This is a genomic window from Qipengyuania pacifica, from assembly GCF_019711555.1.
GTDB classification, from domain to species: domain Bacteria; phylum Pseudomonadota; class Alphaproteobacteria; order Sphingomonadales; family Sphingomonadaceae; genus Qipengyuania; species Qipengyuania pacifica.
In genome coordinates this window covers 59,845-80,268 of the sequence record NZ_JAIGNQ010000004.1, presented here as the reverse complement: position 1 = coordinate 80,268, position 20,424 = coordinate 59,845, and the positions used below count along the sequence as shown (strand labels likewise).

Below are 20,424 nucleotides of genomic sequence, written 5' to 3'. Positions count from 1 at the left end.
CGATGCGTTTGCGGCATTTGTCGATCCTGTTCGCCGCCATGGCACTGTCCGCTTGCGGCGGCGCGCAAGATGCGGCGCCATCAACCGAAGCGGAAGCGAGCCAGCAAACCCCTGCGGCCGATATCGCTGTCGAAGGGCCGGAGAGGCGCATACTGGCTTTCGGCGACAGCCTGTTCGCAGGCTATGGGCTGGAAGAGAACGAGGGCTATCCCGAACAGCTTGAAGATGCACTGCGCAAGGACGGAATCAACGCGCGGGTGATCGATGCCGGCGTTTCGGGAGATACCAGTGCAGCCGGTCTGCAGCGGCTGGCCTTCACTCTCGATGCGCAGGAGGTCAAACCCGATCTCGTCATCCTCGAACTTGGCGGCAATGACATGCTGCGCGGTATCCAGCCTGGACAGACACGCGCCAATTTCGAAGCGATGCTGCAGGAACTGAGCCAGCGAGAGATCCCTGTCCTGCTGATGGGTATGCGGGCGCCGCCGAATTACGGGCCGGAATACCAGCAGCAGTTCGACAGCCTGTATAGCGAGCTTGCCAGCCAATACGATGCGGCTTTGATCCCGTTCTGGCTCGAGAGCATCTATGAGGACCATAGCCTCTTCCTCGACGACCGCATCCATCCCACGGCTGATGGAATTGCGGCTCTGGTGCGCAATACCATGGGCGATGTGGAAAAGGCGCTACCGCCGAAGCCCTAGGCGCGCGTCACCGATCCCGCCGTTACAGCCCAGACGGCGGATTCCGTCGCTATGCTGCTGAAAGGGGCTGGCTCGGTTCCGGTCATCCAAACCTGCGCTCCACTGCTGCGCAATTGTTCGAAAAGAGCGGCGCGGCGAACGGGATCGAGATGCGCGGCCACTTCGTCCAGCAAAAGCAAGCCTGCCCGCCCTTGTGCCGCCAGCCCGGCATGGGCCAGCGTCATGGCGACCAGCATCGCTTTCTGTTCACCTGTCGAGCTTTGCGCAGCGGGGACCCGCTTGGCTGCGTGGATGACTTCAAGCTCGTCGCGATGCGGGCCGAGCAGGGTGCGCTGTGCGGCGCGGTCGCGCTTGCGGTTGTCATAGAGCGCTTGCGACAGACCATCCGAATGATCGGGCGCGCTCGGGGCATAGGTAAGGGCGGGGCGAGCGAACGGTTCGGCAGGCATTTCCGCCAGCCTTACCGCCAGTGTTTCGACGAGCCGCGCGCGGCCTGCCATTAGGGCGGAGCCATGCTGAACCATTTGGGCTTCGATGGCATCGAGCCAGGCGCTCTCAGGCTCTCGCAGATCGGATAACAGGCGATTGCGTTCGCGCAGGGCACCTTCGTAGCGGGCTGCATGACTGGCGTGCGCTGGTTCGAGCGCAAGCGCCAGCCGGTCCATGTAGCGGCGGCGGTCGCCGGCGGCGCCGGTGAACAAGCCATCCATGGCGGGAGTGAGCCATGTCACCGCGAGCCATTCCCCGAGGCTGGTCGCACTGCTTTCCGCCCCGTTTATCCGGACGCGGCGGCGGCCCGGGTTGGCGCTTTCCGAATATGTGGCGAGCCGTACGGCTTCACCATCCTGCAGCAGGCTGGCGCCCACGCCGAAGCCAGCATCGCTGCCATTGCGGACCATGTCGCACAAGGCAGCGCGGCGCAGGCCGCGCCCTGGGGCAAGCAGGGAAAGCGCTTCGAGAATATTGGTCTTTCCCGCACCGTTTTCGCCCACGAGCAGATTGAACTGGGCGGTATCGCCCAGTTCGGTCGAACCGTGGTTGCGAAAGTCGGTCAGGGAGATGCGATCGAGCGCCATGAGGTGAGCGTTCGATAGCGCGCCGTCGCCATGCCCGCCACTTCAAAACATATCATTTCCAACAGTTGGGGAAATTCCCCAACCTTTCGGATTGGTGAACGATGTTTGCTCTCATGGTTCAGGAAAAATTGACGGAATTCCGTCATTTTTCGAGTTTGGCACACCCGTTGCAAAGTACTTGGCATCCCGGATGGTCCGGGAAAAACGAACCAAGGATCAAGGAGCAACACAATGTCCATCTTCGAATATGCCAGCAACCGTGCACTCGCCGCCGTCTTCGCCCTGGGTGTCTCGGCAATGTTCATGGCCGCCGCCATCATCCCCGCAAGCCCCGCCGGTCTCGTCGCCTGATCGGCCAACCGCCCACATTCTTCAGGAGGAAAACATGTTCAACTCTGACAACGGCCACAAGCTCTTCGCAGCCGCCTTTTCACTGGCCCTTTCAGCCCTCTTTTTCGCCACCGCCATCTTACCTGCCTCGCCCAATGGACTTATCGCATGAGCAATCTGAAATTCCGCGAAGGGGACGATGCCGTCCGTCCAGCCAAGAGCTTTGCGCTCGATCGCACGAATGGCAAGATGATGGGGGTCTGCTCCGGCATCGGGCGCTATTTCGACATCGACGCCACCTGGGTCCGCCTCGGCTTCGTCGCAGGAACACTACTCGGATTTGGCAGCTTCATCCTGCTTTACCTGGCGATCGCACTGATCGCAGACTGACCACGGCCCCGCGCCTACCGTCCCGGTTTTCGTGCCGGCCGTGGCTCACACAAAGAGAACCGGGAGGGGCCGCATGGCCCCTCTCTTGATTCTGCAGTCGTGGAATTACATCGCGGAAATGCCGCCATCGAGCTTGAGCTCGGCACCGGTCATGAAGCGGCTCTCGTTGCTGGCGAGATAGACCACGGCATTGGCGATATCGTTGGGCTCGCCCACGAATTTGAGCGGAATTTGCCGCGCCAGCTTTTCCAGCAATACAGACTTGTCGAGATTGTGATTGAGCGCCGTGCCATCGAGGATCGGCGTATCGACGAAGGTCGGGTGCACGGAATTGCAGCGGATCTGCATATTCTTCTTCGCACAGTGCAGCGCGATCGATTTGGTCAGCATCCAGACCGCGGCTTTGGACGAGTTGTAGGCGGGCATGGTGTCGCTGGCGATCAGCCCCGCAATGCTGGAAATGTTCACGATCGAGCCGGGTGCATGCTCGCGCATCAGCGGCAGCGCCTTCTGGCAGCCGTGAAAAATGGAATCGACATTGATCGCAAAGCAGCGTTTCCAATCGTCGAAATCGCAGGTTTCGATATTGCCGCCCACGCCGATACCGGCATTGTTCACCAGGACGTTGAGACCGCCGATATTCTCGCGCGCAGCGTCCACGGCGGCTTCCCAGTCAATGGGATCGGTAACGTCGTGCCGGATCGCATGGGCGGTGCCGTCACCCAGATCCGCATTGATGAGCGAGGCGGTTTCGGCAGCGCCATCACCGTTGATATCGGTGCACAGCACCCGCGCGCCCTCTTCGGCCAGCCGGGTTGCATGGGCCCGGCCGAGCCCCTGCGCCGCGCCTGTCACCAGTGCCAGCTTGCCTGCACACCGTCCTGCCATCGTCACTCTCCTGCCAATATTCCCTGTCCCAGCAGCATGAGCACGCGCACATCGATCCCGCAACCATCGGCGCGTTTGGCGGCGGTAAAAGCGGCAATGTCGGATAGGGCGACACGGTGAACGGTGATGTTCTCTCCGCCGACCCCGCCGCCTTCGCCGACCTTCGCCAGCTGGCTGGCGCGGACCAGAGTGAAGCTTTCGCTGACCATTCCGGGAGAGGACCAGAACGTGCCCAGATCTTCGAGCACATCGGCGCGATAGCCCGTTTCCTCTACCAGTTCCCGCCCGGCAGCAACGAGAGGGTCTTCGCCTTCGAAATCAGCCTCGTCGCCGATGAGACCCGCCGGTAGCTCGATACAGGGCCGGCCAAGCGGCACCCGGTACTGCTCTACTAGAAGCACGTGGTCGTCTTCGTCGACGGCAAGGATCACCGCCGCGCGGATGTTGCGGGGACGACCCACATATTCCCATCGACCGCGCGTTTTGGCGGTGATGTATTTGCCCTGCCAGACGATCTTCTCGTCCGCATCGTGATCGGGGACGGGCATGGTCAGACTTCTATCAGTCGGTCGGGAAGCTCGTTGCGGTCGTCATCGGCGCGCGGGAAATGTTCTGACAGTACCATGCCGACGTCGCGTACCCCGATGGCCAGGCTTTCGGCGATGTGGCCCTGTTTGAGCTCTTCCAGCATGTCCGCCATCGCTTCGCCCCAGACTTCTGCCGGCACAATTGCGGCAATGGGCTGGTCGGCAACGATTTCCGCGCGGTGTTCGCGCATGGACAGATAGAGAAGTACGCCCGTGCGGCCATGCGTGCGCTGTTCCGCGCCGACTTTGAAATGCCTGATTGCGCTGCTGTGAACGCGGGCACTCTTAACCGGGCCGGGGGTAAGGGCGAAGCGCAGCGGGTCCCAGCTCAGCAACAGCCATCCCAGCGTGAAGGCGACCAGCCCCAGGGCGATGGTCATGCTGGCGAGTTCACCGGTCGTCCATTCGTGCATCCAGCCACCGACGAGCGAATCCCACAGATCCATGAAGGGCTGCGGGATCACCGCAAACAGGCTCATGGCCGTGAAGGCCAGCGCCACGGCCCACACCAGCACGACATCCGAATAGCCATCGCTGCGATCGGCCAGAACGGTCACGATTTCGCCACTGGTGGTAAGTTCGGCCGCCGCGACGGCATCGGATACTATCTTGTGATCGGATTGAGAAAGATAGCCCATTACCACCCCCCGGAGGCGCCACCGCCCCCGAAACTGCCGCCGCCGCCGCCAAAGCCGCCGCCGCCGAAGCCACCGCCTCCGCCGAAGCCGCCGCCTCCGCCCCAGCCGCCACCGCCGCCCCAGTCGTCATCGGTGAGACCGCGTGCGATCGCCTTGCCGGCTTCCCAGAGAATGATGTCGCGTGCGGCATTGCCCCACGGTCCCTTGCGATAACGCCGCCGCCGGCCGCGCCCGCTCAGCATGGGTAGCACGAAGAAGAAAAAGATAAAGCCGAGCCAGATCAGCGCGCCGATGGGGAAGCCGCCGTCGCTTTCGCGCTGTTCGCTCACCTGCTGGGCCACCTTGGCCGCTTCTTCAGGAGGCAGTTCGAGCTGTTTGATGATCTGGTCTGCACCCCAGCTAATCCCGCCGGAATAGTCGCCATCGCGGAAAAATGGCTTCATCCCTTCGACATATTCGAAAGCAAGCCCGTCGGGGATGACGCCCTCCAGGCCGTAGCCGACCTCGACGCGCATCTTCTTTTCGTTCGGAGCGACGATCAGAATGATGCCATCATTACGCTCCGCATCGCCCAGCGCCCATTCCCGGCCAAGGCGATAGCCATAGTCGGAAATGTCGTAACCCTCGAGATCGGGGATCGTCGCGATCACGAACTGACGCTGGTTGCGCTGCTCGAACGCGTCCAGCTTTTCGGTCAGAGCGGCTTCGGTTGCGTCATCGATGATGTTCGCAGCGTCCACCACCGGCGCTGTGCCGCGTTCGGGAAAGGTCTGGGCAGCGGCGGGCAGGGCAAAGCCCAGCGCCGCCGCCACCGGCAGGATTACTGAGAGAAACAGGCGCATGTTTGTGCCGCTCAGTTTGCGGCGCTGCTATCCGAACGCATGTCCAGGGTTGGAGCGACTTCTGCACCCTGCGTCACGGCTTCGTAGGGAACCATGGGTTCTGCACCGTGAATGATGTTGGCGCCGATGGTATCGGGGAAGGTGCGGATCGTCGTGTTATAGGCGCGCACCGCTTCGTTATAGTCGCGAATGGCGACGCGGATCCGGTTTTCCTGACCTTCGATCTGGGTCATGAAGCGGCCGAAATTGTCCTGGCTGCGCAGTTCGGGATAAGCTTCCACATTGGCCATCAGCCGCGACAGCGCGCCGCCGAAGGTGTTCTGCGCCTGCTGATACTGGGCCATCTTGTCCGCGTCGCTCAGATCGTTGCCATCGAGCTGGATTTCCGGACGGGTGGCGGATGCGCGGGCCTGTATGACCGATTCAAGCGTCGCACGCTCCTGTTCAGCGGAACTCATCACGATCTGTTCGAGGTTGGGAACGAGATTGGCGCGTTCCTGGAAAGCGGCCTCCACATCGGCCCACTTGGCCTTTGCCGTTTCTTCAGCAGCAGGCACCGAGTTGATCCCGCAGGCCGATATCGCCAGCGCAGCGGCGGCGACGATCGAGGCACGGAAAGCGGCGAATCGGTTCATTTCAAGAATCCTTCTTAGGGAGTCGGGGGACGTACTGCTTTATCTAGATAGCACACCATGGCGCCGGTTCAAGATTAACGCCCGCTTGTGACTGCCAAACCATCATGGCAGGGAAGGCGCCAGTTTTAAGGGTTAAGGGAATCATACCGCCATGAGCCTGGGAAAAGAATTCAAGAAGTTCGTCGCGCGCGGGAATGTTGTCGATCTGGCAGTCGGTGTCGTAATCGGCGCCGCGTTCAGCGGTATCGTTACGCAGCTGACCGAAGCGATAATAATGCCGCTGATCGGCTGGATCTTCGGCGACATCGACTTTTCCAACTGGTTCCTGCAGCTGGGCGAGATACCGGAAGGCTATGAAGGCGCGCTCGACAATTACGAGCAGCTCAAGGAAGCAGGCGTGGCGATGATCGGGTACGGCGCGCTCATCACCGCCGTGATCAATTTCTTCATCGTCGCCTTTGCGCTCTTCATGCTCGTTCGCAGCGTGAACAAGATCACCGAAGACATGCAGCGCAAGGCCGCCGCGACCGAGGACAGCTCGAAGAACGCAGACGTGCCGACGAATCCCGAACTCGACGTGCTGAAGAAAATCCTGGCGGAACTGCGCAAGGATGGCGGCGCGGCCTAGGGCAAGGGCCTGCATCGGAAGGGGTACGCTCGAAGAAAGGGCGGGGCGCGACACTGCCAAGGCAAAAGGCGCGCTCCGCTCACTTCACATTAAGCTCCGCATCGCTATATAGAGGCTGTCGGCTTCGGCCGGATATGGCGATAAACTGCGCTGTGTAATAGGTACAACGGACCCGGGGGCAGTACCCGGCGGCTCCACCACAAACCGCCTTTTCCGGCGGGTTATGACGGGGCCGAACTAGGATCGACGTGTGCTGAAAGGCAGTGTTTTCGCCCGGGCTGAGTAACCCGTAAAACTGTTCACAACACACAAGTGCCAACGATAACGAAGCACTCGCTCTCGCAGCGTAATCTGATGGGCTAACGCCCTGATCTTACAAAGCTAAAGCGCGGTTGGACCCACCGGGCAACAGAAGCGGATTCCGGGGCTCCGGGGGTAGCTAGCAACAGAAACCCCCACCCATTTCATCGAACGGCTTTATTCGGACTCGGGTTCACCCGGCACTGCTTCCTGCGCTTCGCGTTCGTAGCGCAAGGCGTCGAGGATCTTCGCGCCGCCGAGGAAGACTGCGCCCGATGTCGCTGCGAAGAGCAGATAGCCGCCCACGCCGGGATATTGCAGCGTGTAATCGGCGCCGCGGGTCATTGCGCCAAGTGCCAGGGCGAAGATGATCAGATAGGCCTCGAAGCGCGTCTTGATCACGAACAGCCGTTTCACCTTCTTCAGCACGCGCGCCTCACTCCGTTTCTTAACGCCCCGCGATGCAATTCGCGTGCCAGCGGCGCGAATCTGCGGGTTCGCCTAGTTAATGCGCGAAGAAGTGTAAAAGTGCCCGACGATGTATCCGCACGCCCCAATCTGGGGCGGTGGAAATTATGCCAGCTCGTCCAGCGACAATACGGCCAGCAGGGCTTCGCGCGCTTCGATGACCTTCGCTGCGAGAGCTTCGGTTCCAATTTCATCGGGCTGAATTGTTTCCGGCCACATCTGGGCAATCACCGCCTCGAGCCGTTCGGCCTTCGCCTCGTCCAGCATGAACCGCGCGTCGACCGTCGCAGGATCTGCCACCACGCGCAGCCGCAGGCAGGCCGGGCCGCCGCCATTCGCCATCGATTGGCGCACATCGACGGGGATGACGTGGCGGATCGGACCGTTGGACGCGAGCATGCGTTCGCACCAGGACCAGACGCTGGCGCTTTCCTGGCATTCGCTGGGGACGACCAGCGCCATTTCGCCGGTGGGCAATGTCACGAGCTGCGCATTGAAGAGATAGGTGCGGATCGCCTCTTCGAGAGTAACCTGGCTTTCCGGCACTTCCACGACATGGAGGTCGGGGAATACGGCCCGGATGGCTTCGTAAGCGTCGATCTGGTCGGCAAAGGCCTGATCGTGCGTGAAGAGGACCTTCTCGTTCGCCACGGCGACGACGTCGTTGTGAAAGGCTCCGGCCTCGATGGCCGCGGGGTTCTGTTCGATGAAAACGCAGCGCCGGGGCTCGAGTCCATGCAGCCGGGCGACGGCGCGGCTTGCCTGTTCGTGCTGGCGCGCGGGAAAGCGCCCGCCGGGGCGGCCATAGACGAACACCTCCACGCCGGGCGCATCGTGACTGTCGCAGAACCGCATGTGATTGGCCGCACCTTCGTCGCCGAAGCTGGACGGGACCGCATCGTGTACCGCGAAATGCCGCTGATCACCGAATGCGATCTTCAGCTGCGCCTGCGTATCGCGCCATTCCTGGCCGCGGTGCAGCATGGTGACCAGATTGGCTGGCGTCAGATGGCAGCGGCCATCGCCGGTATCCGGCGCGGGACTGACGGTGGCGGCATTGGCAGTCCACATCGAACTGGCCGACCATGCAGCGGCCATGAGCGCCGGGTTGGTTTCGTCGCCTACCGCCAGATCGCGCAGCAGACCGAAATTGGGCCGGGGAAGGGGAAGCAAAAAGCCCTGTGCAAGCCCGCGCTCCAAATTGCCGCGCATCTTCGCGATCCCCTGCAGCGCTGCCGCGCGCGGGTAGGAAGCGTTGCCCTTGTGGCTGGCGCTGGCAATATTGCCGAGACTGAGGCCGGCATAATTGTGACTGGGTCCGACGATCCCGTCGAAATTGATTTCGACCAGCTTGTTCATCGCGCCACGCTCCACACCTCGTCGCCTTCGCCGACTTCGAGTGTTTCGGCACAGATCGCGTCGATGGCGACGGATCCGTCCTCGCCTGTCTCACGCATGCCGTAGGCGCAGCGGAACGTACCCAGCGTGCCGGTGGCGATCAGCGCACGCTCGCCAATGTCGAGATCGGTCGCGGAGACCCGGCCCGGAGTGGACCCGGCGATGCTTTTCACATTGTCGGTGCGTGCCGTCATGGAAGGGCCGCCATCGAAGATGTCGACATAGCCTTCCGCGGCGAAGCCTTCGTTCTCCAGCATCCGCATGGCGGCGCGGCCCGACGGGTGGGGGACGCCGATAACCTTCTTCGCTTCGTCATCCAGCATGGCGACATAGACGGGGTGCTTGGGCATCAGATCGGCAATGAACTGATTGCCGTTGATGGCATTGAAATAGTCGGCTTCCTGAAAGGTCATGCCGAAGAAGCGGCCGGCCACGCCGTCCCAGAAGGGCGAGCCGCCGCGATCGTCGATCACGCCGCGCAATTCGGCTAAAATGCGATTGGCGAAGCGGTGGCGGTGCATGGCGATGAACAGATAGCGGCTGCGTGCCAGCAGCAGGCCGAGCCCGCCTGCGCGTTCTCCCGGGTGGAGGAACAGACCGCCCACTTCGGACGACCCCTCCAGATCGGTAACTAGGCTGAGGAGTTCGGCCCGCACGGTGCGATCGAGTTCCTGGCTGTGCTGGGTCAGCGTGTTGAGGCGATAGCTGTAAAACGGCCATTGCTGGCCGACCTGGCTGAAAAGCTGACAGGTGCCGCGCACCTGCCCGGTTTCGGTATTTTCCAGCACGAGCGTAAACTGGTCGTCGCCGAGTTCGTCGGCATCGCGCGAAAAGGCATCATCCGCCCGTTCAAGCTTCTTGGTCAGTGCTGCGCGATCAGCCGGCAGATTGGTGAAACCGCCGCCGGTCAGCTTGGCCATCTCGTAGAGGTGTTCGAGGTCGCTGATATGCGCGGCGCGCAGGCGAAAAGTCACAGATGGTCTCCGGAAGATAGCTTGGCGAGAACCAGCGCGCTAAGCGCGGCGCGTTCGCGAAGCGAAGGAACGATCATGAATTCGTCGGGCGAATGAATGGCGCCGCCGCGCACGCCCATAGTGTCCACCACGGGTACGCCGGTGGCAGCGATATTGTTGCCATCGCACACGCCGCCGGTCGGTTTCCAGCCGATGTCCTGCCCGAGTTCCGCGCCGCATGCCTTGACGAGATCGAACAGGCGCTGCGCCTTTTCATCGACCGGTTTGGGAGGACGGGTCACCCCGCCGTGACGGTGGATGCCGACTTCATGATCGGCCTCGATGGCAGCGAGAGCCGCATCGAGCTGTCCATCGAACCGGTTCATGGCGTCGGTCGATTTGGGGCGAATGTTGAACCGCAGGATGGCAAGGTCGGGCACGACATTGTTCGCGCTGCCGCCTTCGATCTTGGCGGGGTTGACGGTGATGTCGTCTGCCTCGAGGGCCTTGATCCGCAATACGAGATCGGATGCGGCGACGATGGCATTGCGCCCGTCGTGCGGATTGCGCCCGGCATGGGCGGACTTGCCCGTGAAGGTGATCGAATAATTACCCGTACCGCCGCGCGCATGGGCCAGCGTTCCATCGGGCAGGGCGCTGGGTTCGTAGGTGAGCGCGGCATATTTTCCGCGGGCTAGTTCCTCGATCAGGGAGCGGCTGGCGAGGCTGCCGGTTTCCTCGTCCGAGTTGATCATCACATCGTATCCGACCCGCGGGGCGCTCTCCATCGTCTCGAACGTCTTCAGCGCATGGAGGATGACATCGAGGCCGCCCTTCATATCGGCAGTGCCGGGGCCGTTGATCGTGTCATCGTCGATCCAGCTGACCTCCTGAAACGGGTGATCGACGGGGAAGACCGTGTCCATGTGGCCGGTCAGCACGAAGCGCCGTTCCGCATCGGGCCGGACGCGCAGCACCATGTGCCGCCCGTGCGGTTTTTCGAATTCGCGCCCTTCTGCGGATATGGCAGTTACGGTCGCAGGGTCGATCAGTTCGACGTCGCCCGGCAGGACGCTGAAAGCATCGGCCAGGATGCCGGCCATGCGATCCAGCCCTTCGATATTGGCAGTGCCGGTATTGATGGCCGCCCAGTCCTGCACTTCGCGCAGCATCGTATCGGCATCAATCGTGTCGAGCAGGGCTTGCGGTGCAATATCAGGTTTCATGTGCAACGTCCTTAATCCCGAGCAAGCCCGAGTCCACCCCGCGCCTTGCATTGATCAACGGCTGGCGGCATAGACCGTGCCGTTCCTCCCCGGGTCCGACATTGCCACGACTGCATCTGCCCCCGAGGAGTTTCATGACACAATACGTAACGCGCGCCGGGATCGAAGCCGACCCCAAGCTTGCCGATTTCATCGAAACCGAAGTGCTTGGCCCGCTGAGCCGCGATGTCGACGGGTTCTGGCAGGGCTTTGCCGCACTGCTGGAGGAATTCGCGCCGCGCAACGCCGCCTTGCTTGCCAGGCGCGAGGATTTGCAGGCGCAGATCGATGCCTGGCACGGCGAACATGCGGGCAAGCCGCACGATGGCGGCGCCTATCGCGCATTCCTGCAGGAGATCGGCTATCTCGTCCCCGAACCGGGTGATTTCACCATCGGCACACGGAACGTCGATTCCGAGATCGCGACCATGGCGGGGCCGCAGCTGGTGGTTCCGATCCTCAATGCGCGCTTCCTGCTCAATGCCGCCAATGCGCGCTGGGGCAGCCTGTACGATGCGCTTTACGGCACCGATGTGCTGGATGCGGCGCCTGCGAAGCCGGGCGGCTACGACGAGGAGCGCGGCGCTGCGGTGATTGCCGAAGGGCGCAGGCTGCTCGACGAGATCGTGCCGCTCGCCAGCGGGGGCTGGGCCGATCTCGCAGACCTCGATGCCATCGAACTCGCCGATCCGGCACAGCACATCGGCAGGACGGATCGCGGGCCGCTGTTCCGGCATAACGGGCTGCATATCGAACTGGTCGTCGACCCCGACAGCCAGGTCGGCAAGACGGACCGGCTCGGCATTGCGGATATCGTTTTCGAAGCCGCGCTGACGACGATCGCGGATTGCGAGGATTCGGTCGCGGCAGTGGATGCCGAGGACAAGCTGGTGGCCTATCGCAACTGGCTGGGCATCATGCGCGGCGACCTGTCGGAGAGTTTCGAAAAAGGCGGGCGCACCGTCACGCGCGAACTCGCCAGCGATGTGGTCTGGACCGACGAAAAGGGGGCACAGCATTCGCTGCCCGGCCGCAGCCTGATGTTCGTGCGCAATGTCGGGCATCTGATGACCAACCCGGCGATGCGCTGGGACGGGAAGGAAATCCCCGAAGGCATCATGGATGCCGTCGTCACCAGCGCGATCGGCGCGCAGGACGTGGCAAAGCTGGCCCGCCATGGCAATTCGCGCTGCGGCAGCATCTACATCGTGAAGCCCAAGATGCATGGGCCGGAAGAATGCGCCTTCACCAACGATCTGTTCGATGCGGTGGAGGATTTGCTGGGGCTTGAACGGCACACGATCAAGGTCGGCGTGATGGACGAGGAACGGCGCACATCGGCCAATCTCGCCGCCTGCATCCACGCGGTGAAGGACCGGATCGTCTTCATCAATACGGGTTTCCTCGACCGCACGGGCGATGAGATCCATACCTCGATGCGGGCGGGGCCGATGATGCGCAAGGGGGCAATGAAGAACTCCGCCTGGCTCAAGGCCTATGAAGCGCGCAATGTCGGGATCGGTCTGGCATGCGGCCTGTCGGGCCGGGCACAGATCGGCAAGGGCATGTGGGCCGCGCCCGATCTGATGGGGCAGATGATGATCGAGAAGATCGGGCATTTGCGCGCCGGGGCGAACACGGCCTGGGTGCCGAGCCCGACCGCCGCGACGCTGCACGCGATCCATTATCACCGCGAGGACGTGTTCGAGATACAGAAGGGCCTGCCTGCCGCGGCGAAGCTGGACGAATTGCTGACCATTCCGCTGGCGGACGGCACGAACTGGTCGCAGGATGAAATCTGCGAGGAACTGGACAATAATTGCCAGGGATTGCTGGGCTATGTGGTGCGCTGGATCGATCAGGGCGTCGGCTGTTCCAAGGTGCCCGACATCAACGATGTCGGCCTGATGGAAGACCGCGCGACGCTGCGCATTTCCAGCCAGCATATCGCCAACTGGCTGCTGCACGGCGTGATTTCCGAAGAGCAGGTGATGGACAGCCTGCGCCGGATGGCCGCCAAGGTCGACGGCCAGAATGCTGGCGATCCCTTCTACCGACCGCTGCTGGAAAACGAGGACGGTCCCGCTTTCAGTGCGGCAAAGGATCTGATCTTCAAGGGTGTCGAGCAGCCGAGCGGTTACACCGAACCGCTGCTGCATGCCTGGCGCCGGAAAGCGAAGGCGTCGGGGTAGACGCTAACGTCGGCTAACGGGGCGGGCCGTATGCCGGAACAAAGCTTCCGGCTGACGCGCTCGGCCCGATAGGGCGCCGTTTACTGGCTGGCGCTTTCGGCCAGCTGGCGGGCGGCGAGGCGTTCGCTCTCGTGCCTTTCGCGGTCCGCTTTCACTTTGCGGGCCTGATTGGCCAAGCCGCGCCAGGTCTTTTCAGCGCGAAGGCTGCGTTCCTTGACGTTGTCGAGCGTGGCCGCTTCTGCTTCGACGGCAGCTTCGCGGGCACGGGTATCGTAGAATTCGAATGTCTGGCTCATGATAGCGCTCCGCAAAGTGTGGTCATCGGGTAGGGTGCCCCTTCCGCGTGCAGGGTCGCACGAGCACGCGGAAGAGACCTTGGCAGGTGCTTAGTCGGCAGCCGACAGATTGATCGCACTGGCCTTGCCATTACGGCCGGTTTCGACTTCGTAATTGAGGCGCTGGTCCTTATCGAGCGAGTTCATGCCAGCAGCCTGTACGGCGCTGATGTGAACGAAGCTGTCGTCCGAACCGTCGTCGGGCTGGATGAAGCCGTAGCCCTTGTCGGTGTTGAAGAATTTTACGGTTCCGGTCTTGCTCATGATAGTTCCTTTCAAGAACGCATGGGGTTGCCCCGCCGCAGCATGCGGCAAGGTCGTGCTTAGAATCGTCCGATGAAAGGAAGTCGTCGTCTGGTTTGCGCCGGGGCTATCGAAAGCAAGCGGCGGTCGTCAAAATCCGAAGTCCGTCGCATAATTCGACGTCAGCAACTGCGTTGTAGCACGGGCGGGCCGGATTACCTAATTTCAATTCCCGGGCCTGGATCGGCGGCGGGAAAGGAGCAGCCGTCAGAAGCGCCGCTGCTCGCTATCCACCGTGTCGCAACTCCCCGAAAAAGCATAATCGGAGGCCCCCCGGATGGAGATGCGTCCGCTTCTGCGGTCGATCGAAAGCTTGGGCTTGTTGAGCCCGTTGAGACGATATTGCGCCGTGATCGTGTCGCGCGTGGCGACGACCGCGTCGAGGTTCCACCAGCTATCCTGACCGCGCGAGTGGAGCGGCGGGATGTTCGTGCCGGAGTCGACCGACATGGAAATGGCCTGGGTGATCAGTATCGCGAGAAGGAGGAACAGTGGCGGACTGAGCGCATCCTCATATTGCTGTTCTTCGGGATCATGCAGTTCGCTGTCCGCATACTCCATCATCGTGATGGGCTGCGTAAGTGTTCGCCAGAGCGTGAGCGGGAAGAAGACCAGCCAGCTCATGACCTCGTAGAGAAGTTCATCGAGCGACTTCAGAAGCTGCATGAAATGCATAGGCGCCTCCCGCGTGTGACAGAGGTTCCTTATGCGCGAATCTCAAGCTGCTCGGCAATGAGGTTGTTTCCGGACACACGACAGCATCCGGCGGCGAGCCCGGACTGTGACGCCTGTTGTATCACGCGCTCAAGCAGCCGAAGGCGGTAGCGCGACAGATAAAGATCACGCGGCCGGGGCGAACCTTGCGCGAGACGCGCGGCGTAGCCCGGGAGCGGGATGGCGGTGGCCGGGTAGTATCGGCGCGGTTCGCGTGGCTGCCTGCCGGGCCTCGTGCGACAGGGCGGTAAAGCCGTATCGCACGGATATTTCATGCACTGCCGGAGCCTTGAGGCGGCAAGGCATGAACACGAACCTGAACCCCGATTATACTCGAGTGCGACATGGGCAATCGGTGCGACGGGGAGGGTTCGCCTTACAAAGCGTGGAGCCCCTGCCGCTGTCCGCGCGGGCGAAAGGGCCCCGCAACCGCTATCGTACTGCCTGCCGCATCCGGTGAAGGAGGAGAGGTGTCCTTGCGATCCGGATGAGGTCATCCGATCCCGATCTGGACGCCCGCGCCTTTCGCACCGGCCGCGTCGCCCTTCCGGACACCGCCGTCGCGGGCCATGGGGGCAAGGAAGGGGGTGCACCAGCTTTCGCGCCCTCCCGATCCGGCGGGGTCTATGCCGAAAAGGTTTATGAAAGTCAAGTATTTAGCGCAGAAATAGGATTGTTCGAGAGGGGGTCCTACGACTTGTGGCTGGGACGGCTGCAGTCATTGGCGAGACGGTGATGACGCGCCGGACCAAGCTGGATTCCCGCCTGCGCGGGAATGACGAGGGCTGGTGGAACCGGAGTAGCCAATTTCGAGGAGTGCTGGGGGCGAGGCAGCCGTACGGCTATTAGCCGAGCTGTTCCTGAAGGCTGCGGGTGCGCGATGTGATCTCTTCACCAGTATGCTTTGTTGCAGCTGGCTCGATCAGCAGCACCCAGCATTCCTCCCGCGCGACAGGATTGTGGCGGACGCCGCTGGGTACGGTCAGGAAGTCGCCCTGCTCCAGATCGACGGCTTCGTCCTCAAACTCGATTCGAAGCGATCCTTTGACGATGTAAAAGAGCTCGTCCTGCCCCTCGTGCGCATGCCACACGAATTCGCCCTTGAGCTTTGCGACCTTGAGAAGCTGATCGTTGACCTGACCGATCACCTTGGGCGACCAGTATTCCGACACCCGGTCGAATGCGGCGGCAAGCGTTGTTGGCGATAGCATTCAAACCTCCGGGATTACGCAGGGTCGAAACCGGATCACGCCCTGGCTCAAGATCATACACGCCGGTCTTGCGGACGCGGGTGGACAGCCATCACTGCTCGGATTTGGAGTCGATGACCTTTCGAAACCGCTCAGCCTGCGCCTTTGCGCTATCAATGGCCTCTTCCGAGCAATCTGCTTCTGCCAGATCATCGAGCTCGTCTGCGGCTCGTTTCACCAAGCCTTTAAGCGCGAGTTTTTCCTGCTCGGCATTCTTCAACTGATGACGAAGCTCGCGCTTTTCCTGATCCATTCGCACAAAATAAAATAGTATCTCTCGTTACACAAGAGCGACTGCTTTTGGGGTGGGAAACTGACATTACGATCTTTAGCGGAAGCTCGACCTCAACAATCCACGGGTGGATCAACTTTTGCAGGAATTGACCCATCTATAGTGGGTGCGCATACTGCTTGAACGCTTCGATCAATATCGTCTATTGCGTACTGAAACCAAAGCGTTCGGCACCCTTGATCTAAGAAACCCATTGTTAGATCTTCGCGTTCTTGCCAGCTCACCCCGGGCTCATACTCTCCGGGTGCTTCACCCATGTAAGGCGTTGCTAGATGGTATTCTCCAACTAGGTATCTCTTTCCGAAATAGCTATTTGGAACATCCACGATAGAATAAACACGCTTATAACACGCGAGGCTCCCAGAGCCTTCTGGCAGGACCACCCGATTTTCGGCATCGGCAATCAATGTTGCTCGCTCATCGACTGTCGGTTTGTCAGAGCAAGCTGAAATAACCGTTATACCTAAAAATATCGCGGCAAGCCTCATAAACCTTGATTGGCAAATGAACCGCAGGTCCGCAATGGGGTCGTTATCTGCCCGTCTGCTTCCAGAACGGAACGCTCGAATGCGGTCAGTCCCGATCGGGGGCGCCGAGGGGGAAGTAGTGGCGGTAGGGGCGCGCGTCGTCGATGCAGCGGGCGACCGGGGGCAGGGCGAGGATTTCGGCGCGCAGGGCGGCGACGCGGGGGCAATCTTCGGGGATGCGCTCGACCCAGTCGGCATAGAAGAGCGCGGGGGCTGCCGCACAGGTGACGAGGCTGACGTGGGGCGGCAGGGTGTGATCGGCCAGCCAGCCTTCGAGCCAGCGATAGGCGCGCAGCAGTCCGGTGCGCCCGAGGTCGAGCTGCTCCGGATCGGGGTTCTGCGCATCGGCGATGTAGGCGTTCACGACGAGCTGCGCGGTGCCCATCACGTAATTATCGAACACCCGGTCCATCATCCGGGCGGTGGCGGCCTCTGCCGGATCGGCGGGGATGAGCGGGGCCGGGCCGGGGTGGTGCACGGCGAGGTATTCGATGATCGCGGTGGCTTCGATAACGCTGGCATCGCCGTCCGCCAGCACCGGGAATTTTCCCGCGGGGTGGGCCTTGCGCACGAAATCCATATTGGCCGGGCCATCGGGCGCGCCGGGATCGACATCGCGAAATTCGAATTCGGTGCCGTTGGCGTAGAGCGGGATCAGCGCTTTCCACGTGTAGGAGGAAAAGCGGTGGCCGTAGAGCGCCGGCATCACCAGGTCCCCGCCTCGACCCGCGCCCGCCGCGCCATCTCGCGCTCGCTGGTGGAAGGTTCGGGGGCGTTGGCGGGCATGGGCGGGATGGTGCCGTCCGGCTCGTAAGTGGTGATGACGGTCCCCTTGCCTGTGACGCGGTGGTCGACCAGCTTGAGCCTGCCGGCGGACATTGCGCCATCGAGCAGGCGCTTGCCCTTGCCCAGCACGATGGGGAAAGTCATCAGCACCAGCCGGTCGAGCAGGCCCGCATCCAGCAATTGCGGATAGAGCGTGCTCGAACCCTGGATCAGCAGGTCGGGGCCGTCGCTCTGTTTGAGGGCGGGCACCTTGTCGATGGCGGACAGGCGGTGCGAGTTTTCCCATTCGAGCGGCGCGTCGCTGCTGGTGAGGACGTATTTGCCCGCCTGCGTGAGCGATTCGCCCATGAAGGCATTTTCGCCTTCGACATAGGGCCAGTAGGCCGCGAAGATATCGTAGGTGCGGCGCCCCAGCAGCAGATCGTAGGGCGCACCGAACAGCGCGCCGAGCGTATCGTTTATGCCGTCGTCGTCCATGCGGAAGACCCAGCCGCTTTCGTCGAAGCCGCCGGTGGGGTCTTCGGTCGGGCCGCCGGGGGCCTGCATCACCCCGTCGAGCGAGACGAAGGCGGCGCCGGTCAGTTTGCGTGTCATCGGATCAGTCCCCCTTGCGTGCCGCATCGATGGCGGCGACGTCGATCTTGTGCATGGTCATCATGGCTTCGAAGGCGCGGCGGGCCTCCTCGCCGCCAGCTGCCTGCGATTGCAGCAGGGTGCGCGGGGTGATCTGCCAGCTGAACCCCCATCTGTCCTTGCACCAGCCGCAGGCGCTTTCCTGGCCGCCATTGCCGGTGATGGCATCCCAGTAGCGGTCGGTTTCGGCCTGGTCTTCGGTCACCACCATGAAGCTGACGCTTTCGTTGGGCTTGAACATGTCGCCGCCGTTGAGGCCGGAAAACGCGCGGCCGCAGACGGTGAATTCCACCGTCAGCGCATCGCCCTGTTTCCCGCCGGGGAAATCGGATGGCGCGCGAAAGATCGTGCCCACGGCGCTGTCGGGGAAGGTATCGGCGTAGAAGCGTGCCGCTTCCTCGGCATCGCCATCGAACCAGAGGACGGTGGTGAGCTTGTCAGCCATTCTGCCGCTCCTCGATCAGTCTGGCGTCGATCGCCTTGGCTTCCTTGTAGGCCGGGCGTTCGCGCAGGCGGGCGGCGTAATCCTCGAACGCGGGGCGGCTGGGCATCGACCCGAAGGTCAGCCCCCAGTCGACCTGGCTGCCGACATAGACATCGGCCATGGTGAAGCGGTCGCCGCAGACATAATCGCGGCCCGTCATCAGCGTTTCGAACGTGTCCATCGCCTTGTCGAAGGTGCCGTAGCCGAGCATCATCTGCTTTTGCGGATCCTCGGCAGACCAGCCCATGGCGCGCGTGGTGATGGCCTGTTCGGCCGGGCCGGCGACGAAGAAGAAATAGCGGAAATAATCCGCCGTCTCTTCCGCCTTCGGGGTCAGTTCGGGGGCCTGCATCGCGCCCAGGTAATGGCAGATCGCCGCGCATTCGGTGATGACGTGATCGTGCCCGTTGTGGTGGTGGATGAGGGTGGGGATCTTGCCCATCGGATTGGCATCCAGCAGGGCCTGCGGCCTGTCGTCCCATTCGACAAGCTGGGTATCGTAGTCAGCGCCCGCCTCGTGCAGCGCCCAGCGCGCGATCTGGCCGCGGCTCATCGGATTGGTGAAAAGGGTATAGTCTGCCATGGCTTAAGCTCCTTTGCCGATGAGGCTGAACATCGCGCCTTGCGGGTCGATGGCGTTGAACACGTGCTCGCCGCCCGGGATTTCCATCGGGCCGTTGATCACCTGGCCGCCGTTGGACCGCACATAGTCTGCCGCAGGCTCGATTTCGGGAACGCGGAAGTAATAGCTCCACAGGCTGGCGGGCATGTCGTCCGGTTTCTGCATGATCGCACCCAGCATGTAATCGCCTGCGCGGTACATGTCGTAGGATCCCATCTCGCCCATATCCATGCTGTCGGCCTTCTCCCACCCAAACAGGTCGGTGTAGAATTCGTGCGCGCCCTGCCGGTCGCCGCTCATCAGTTCGTTCCACGCGCAATGGCCAGGGCGCGGTTCGTATTTGGCGAAGGACTGGCTGGCTTCGCCTTCGGGCTGCATGAGATAGAAGGGCGCACCTTGCGGATCGGCGACCATGGCCATGCGGCCGACGCCTTCGAGACGGTTGGGCCCCATGAACAGCTGGCCGCCCTGTTCCTTGAGCCTAGTCAGCGCGGCGTCGATATCGGCGACCGCGATGTAGCCGATCCACGCCGGCCGTGCGCCGCCGCCGATCATGTCCTGCGTCAGTTCGAGCAGGCCGACTACCTCCACGCCGTTGGCGCTGCCAAGCCGGTAGTCCATGTCGGACATGCCGCTGCCGGCGAATTTCCACCCCAGCAGCGGTTCGTAGAATGCCTGCGCGGCATCCGCATCGCTGGTCATCAGTTCGTACCAGACGAAATCACCCTGATTGTCAGCCATCGGACTTCTCCTCTCGGTTTGCATCGGCGACCGCGAAATGGGCCAGCTGGTCGGCATGCGCCTTGCGGAAGGCGGGACGGTCGGTGACGCGGCGGACATAGGCTTCGCTTGCCTGGCGATCGCCGTGCTTGCGCACCAGATCGACGCGCAGCACGTCGGCCATGATGAGGTCGGCGGCGGTGAAGGTGTCGCCCACCAGCCATTCGCGACCGGCCAGCACGGCTTCGATCTGCGCCAGCCGCTTGTCGAGCCAGCCGGTGATGCCGGCGAATTCCTCGTCCGACCATGTAAGCACCACCCAGGGCATGGTCACCATCTCGATCGAATTGAGCGCGGCCATGATCCACTGCAGAACCTCGATCTCGGCCTTGGGATCGGCCGGGATCAGCATGCCGCCTTTGCGCGAGGTGGATGACGCAGGCCCCGCTTTCGAACAGGCGCAG

29 protein-coding genes and 1 other RNA gene are annotated in these 20,424 nt (G+C 62.3%); 7 read left to right on the top strand and 23 right to left on the bottom strand.

Annotated features, from left to right (window positions below; genetic code table 11):
* The first annotated feature begins 2 nt into the window (after nucleotides 1-2).
* Nucleotides 3-704, top strand: coding sequence for an arylesterase (locus tag K3177_RS13040; RefSeq protein ID WP_221598602.1), 702 nt, complete (start codon nucleotides 3-5; stop codon nucleotides 702-704).
* On the opposite strand, the gene recF is transcribed toward K3177_RS13040, so the two are convergent.
* Nucleotides 701-1,780, bottom strand: a complete 1,080-nt coding sequence (gene recF / locus K3177_RS13035) for a DNA replication/repair protein RecF (RefSeq protein WP_196845729.1) — start codon at nucleotides 1,778-1,780, stop codon at nucleotides 701-703. The two genes, K3177_RS13040 and recF, sit on opposite strands and share 4 nt — an antisense overlap.
* A gap of 231 nt (nucleotides 1,781-2,011) precedes the next feature.
* On the opposite strand from recF, the gene K3177_RS13030 reads away from it, so the two are divergent.
* Genes K3177_RS13030 through K3177_RS13020 form a run of 3 tightly spaced genes read left to right on the top strand, consistent with a single transcriptional unit; the run spans nucleotide 2,012 to nucleotide 2,500 of the window.
* Complete coding sequence (locus K3177_RS13030; RefSeq protein ID WP_221598601.1) at nucleotides 2,012-2,131, top strand: recombination protein F; 120 nt, start codon at nucleotides 2,012-2,014, stop codon at nucleotides 2,129-2,131.
* Between the two features lie 34 nt (nucleotides 2,132-2,165).
* The gene (locus K3177_RS13025) at nucleotides 2,166-2,282 is read left to right on the top strand and encodes a recombination protein F (protein WP_221598600.1); all 117 of its coding nucleotides are present in this window, start codon (nucleotides 2,166-2,168) and stop codon (nucleotides 2,280-2,282) included.
* Entirely contained in the window at nucleotides 2,279-2,500 is a 222-nt protein-coding gene (locus K3177_RS13020) for a PspC domain-containing protein (RefSeq protein WP_221598599.1), read from the top strand. Before K3177_RS13025 ends, K3177_RS13020 begins: the two co-directional genes overlap by 4 nt.
* A 105-nt stretch (nucleotides 2,501-2,605) precedes the next feature.
* Here K3177_RS13020 and K3177_RS13015 read toward each other — a convergent pair whose 3' ends face one another.
* From K3177_RS13015 to K3177_RS12995, 5 genes are read right to left on the bottom strand one after another with little or no spacing between them, the layout of a single operon-like run.
* Complete coding sequence (locus K3177_RS13015) at nucleotides 2,606-3,388, bottom strand: SDR family oxidoreductase (RefSeq protein WP_221598598.1); 783 nt, start codon at nucleotides 3,386-3,388, stop codon at nucleotides 2,606-2,608.
* 2 nt (nucleotides 3,389-3,390) lie between these two features.
* Entirely contained in the window at nucleotides 3,391-3,936 is a 546-nt protein-coding gene (locus tag K3177_RS13010; protein ID WP_221598597.1) for an NUDIX hydrolase, read from the bottom strand.
* A gap of 2 nt (nucleotides 3,937-3,938) precedes the next feature.
* Nucleotides 3,939-4,613, bottom strand: a complete 675-nt coding sequence (locus K3177_RS13005) for a TPM domain-containing protein (RefSeq protein ID WP_221598596.1) — start codon at nucleotides 4,611-4,613, stop codon at nucleotides 3,939-3,941.
* Nucleotides 4,613-5,455: a TPM domain-containing protein gene (locus tag K3177_RS13000; protein WP_221598595.1), complete on the bottom strand. Its 843-nt coding sequence runs from the start codon at nucleotides 5,453-5,455 to the stop codon at nucleotides 4,613-4,615. The genes K3177_RS13005 and K3177_RS13000 overlap by 1 nt, the downstream gene beginning before the upstream one ends.
* An 11-nt stretch (nucleotides 5,456-5,466) precedes the next feature.
* Nucleotides 5,467-6,090, bottom strand: a complete 624-nt coding sequence (locus tag K3177_RS12995; protein ID WP_103024312.1) for a LemA family protein — start codon at nucleotides 6,088-6,090, stop codon at nucleotides 5,467-5,469.
* Between the two features lie 151 nt (nucleotides 6,091-6,241).
* Between K3177_RS12995 and mscL the strand changes: the two genes are divergently transcribed.
* Nucleotides 6,242-6,718 carry a large conductance mechanosensitive channel protein MscL gene (gene mscL, locus K3177_RS12990; RefSeq protein ID WP_221598594.1) on the top strand — a complete coding sequence of 159 codons (477 nt, stop codon included), beginning with the start codon at nucleotides 6,242-6,244 and terminating at the stop codon, nucleotides 6,716-6,718.
* 79 nt (nucleotides 6,719-6,797) lie between these two features.
* Nucleotides 6,798-7,141: a transfer-messenger RNA gene (gene ssrA / locus K3177_RS12985) on the top strand.
* Between the two features lie 54 nt (nucleotides 7,142-7,195).
* Here the strand turns inward: ssrA and K3177_RS12980 are convergent.
* From K3177_RS12980 to K3177_RS12965, 4 genes are all read right to left on the bottom strand, one after another.
* Complete coding sequence (locus K3177_RS12980) at nucleotides 7,196-7,447, bottom strand: hypothetical protein (RefSeq protein WP_221598593.1); 252 nt, start codon at nucleotides 7,445-7,447, stop codon at nucleotides 7,196-7,198.
* Between the two features lie 144 nt (nucleotides 7,448-7,591).
* On the bottom strand, nucleotides 7,592-8,845 hold the full coding sequence (locus K3177_RS12975; protein WP_221598592.1) for an N-succinylarginine dihydrolase: 1,254 nt from the start codon (nucleotides 8,843-8,845) through the stop codon (nucleotides 7,592-7,594).
* Nucleotides 8,842-9,858: an arginine N-succinyltransferase gene (locus tag K3177_RS12970; RefSeq protein WP_221598591.1), complete on the bottom strand. Its 1,017-nt coding sequence runs from the start codon at nucleotides 9,856-9,858 to the stop codon at nucleotides 8,842-8,844. Before K3177_RS12970 ends, K3177_RS12975 begins: the two co-directional genes overlap by 4 nt.
* Nucleotides 9,855-11,063: a hydrolase gene (locus K3177_RS12965; protein WP_221598590.1), complete on the bottom strand. Its 1,209-nt coding sequence runs from the start codon at nucleotides 11,061-11,063 to the stop codon at nucleotides 9,855-9,857. Before K3177_RS12965 ends, K3177_RS12970 begins: the two co-directional genes overlap by 4 nt.
* 134 nt (nucleotides 11,064-11,197) lie before the next feature.
* Here K3177_RS12965 and K3177_RS12960 point away from each other — a divergent pair, with 134 nt between their 5' ends.
* Complete coding sequence (locus K3177_RS12960) at nucleotides 11,198-13,294, top strand: malate synthase G (RefSeq protein ID WP_221598589.1); 2,097 nt, start codon at nucleotides 11,198-11,200, stop codon at nucleotides 13,292-13,294.
* 80 nt (nucleotides 13,295-13,374) lie between these two features.
* Here K3177_RS12960 and K3177_RS12955 read toward each other — a convergent pair whose 3' ends face one another.
* The 13 genes from K3177_RS12955 to K3177_RS15385 form a co-directional block, all read right to left on the bottom strand.
* Nucleotides 13,375-13,590, bottom strand: a complete 216-nt coding sequence (locus K3177_RS12955; protein WP_196845741.1) for a hypothetical protein — start codon at nucleotides 13,588-13,590, stop codon at nucleotides 13,375-13,377.
* A gap of 90 nt (nucleotides 13,591-13,680) precedes the next feature.
* Complete coding sequence (locus tag K3177_RS12950) at nucleotides 13,681-13,893, bottom strand: cold-shock protein (protein WP_103024320.1); 213 nt, start codon at nucleotides 13,891-13,893, stop codon at nucleotides 13,681-13,683.
* Nucleotides 13,894-14,139: 246 nt separating this feature from the next.
* Nucleotides 14,140-14,607, bottom strand: a complete 468-nt coding sequence (locus tag K3177_RS12945) for a hypothetical protein (protein WP_221598588.1) — start codon at nucleotides 14,605-14,607, stop codon at nucleotides 14,140-14,142.
* 532 nt (nucleotides 14,608-15,139) lie between these two features.
* Entirely contained in the window at nucleotides 15,140-15,298 is a 159-nt protein-coding gene (locus K3177_RS12940) for a hypothetical protein (protein ID WP_221598587.1), read from the bottom strand.
* A 193-nt stretch (nucleotides 15,299-15,491) separates the two neighbouring features.
* A complete protein-coding gene (locus K3177_RS12935) occupies nucleotides 15,492-15,857 on the bottom strand; it encodes a cupin domain-containing protein (RefSeq protein ID WP_221598586.1) in 366 nt (121 codons plus the stop codon).
* Nucleotides 15,858-15,948: 91 nt separating this feature from the next.
* Nucleotides 15,949-16,149: a hypothetical protein gene (locus tag K3177_RS12930; protein ID WP_221598585.1), complete on the bottom strand. Its 201-nt coding sequence runs from the start codon at nucleotides 16,147-16,149 to the stop codon at nucleotides 15,949-15,951.
* 92 nt (nucleotides 16,150-16,241) lie between these two features.
* The gene (locus K3177_RS12925) at nucleotides 16,242-16,676 is read right to left on the bottom strand and encodes a hypothetical protein (RefSeq protein ID WP_221598584.1); all 435 of its coding nucleotides are present in this window, start codon (nucleotides 16,674-16,676) and stop codon (nucleotides 16,242-16,244) included.
* An 85-nt stretch (nucleotides 16,677-16,761) separates the two neighbouring features.
* The gene (locus K3177_RS12920) at nucleotides 16,762-17,421 is read right to left on the bottom strand and encodes a glutathione S-transferase family protein (RefSeq protein WP_247714487.1); all 660 of its coding nucleotides are present in this window, start codon (nucleotides 17,419-17,421) and stop codon (nucleotides 16,762-16,764) included.
* Complete coding sequence (locus tag K3177_RS12915) at nucleotides 17,421-18,095, bottom strand: dihydrofolate reductase family protein (RefSeq protein ID WP_221598582.1); 675 nt, start codon at nucleotides 18,093-18,095, stop codon at nucleotides 17,421-17,423. Before K3177_RS12915 ends, K3177_RS12920 begins: the two co-directional genes overlap by 1 nt.
* Nucleotides 18,096-18,099: 4 nt before the next feature.
* Nucleotides 18,100-18,579: a VOC family protein gene (locus K3177_RS12910; protein ID WP_221598581.1), complete on the bottom strand. Its 480-nt coding sequence runs from the start codon at nucleotides 18,577-18,579 to the stop codon at nucleotides 18,100-18,102.
* Entirely contained in the window at nucleotides 18,572-19,201 is a 630-nt protein-coding gene (locus K3177_RS12905; protein ID WP_221598580.1) for a glutathione S-transferase family protein, read from the bottom strand. The genes K3177_RS12910 and K3177_RS12905 overlap by 8 nt, the downstream gene beginning before the upstream one ends.
* Before the next feature lie 3 nt (nucleotides 19,202-19,204).
* Nucleotides 19,205-19,981: a VOC family protein gene (locus K3177_RS12900; RefSeq protein ID WP_221598579.1), complete on the bottom strand. Its 777-nt coding sequence runs from the start codon at nucleotides 19,979-19,981 to the stop codon at nucleotides 19,205-19,207.
* Nucleotides 19,974-20,372 (bottom strand): glutathione binding-like protein, encoded by a 399-nt coding sequence (locus K3177_RS15385; RefSeq protein WP_247714486.1) that lies wholly within the window; start codon nucleotides 20,370-20,372, stop codon nucleotides 19,974-19,976. The genes K3177_RS12900 and K3177_RS15385 overlap by 8 nt, the downstream gene beginning before the upstream one ends.
* Nucleotides 20,373-20,424 lie beyond the last annotated feature (52 nt).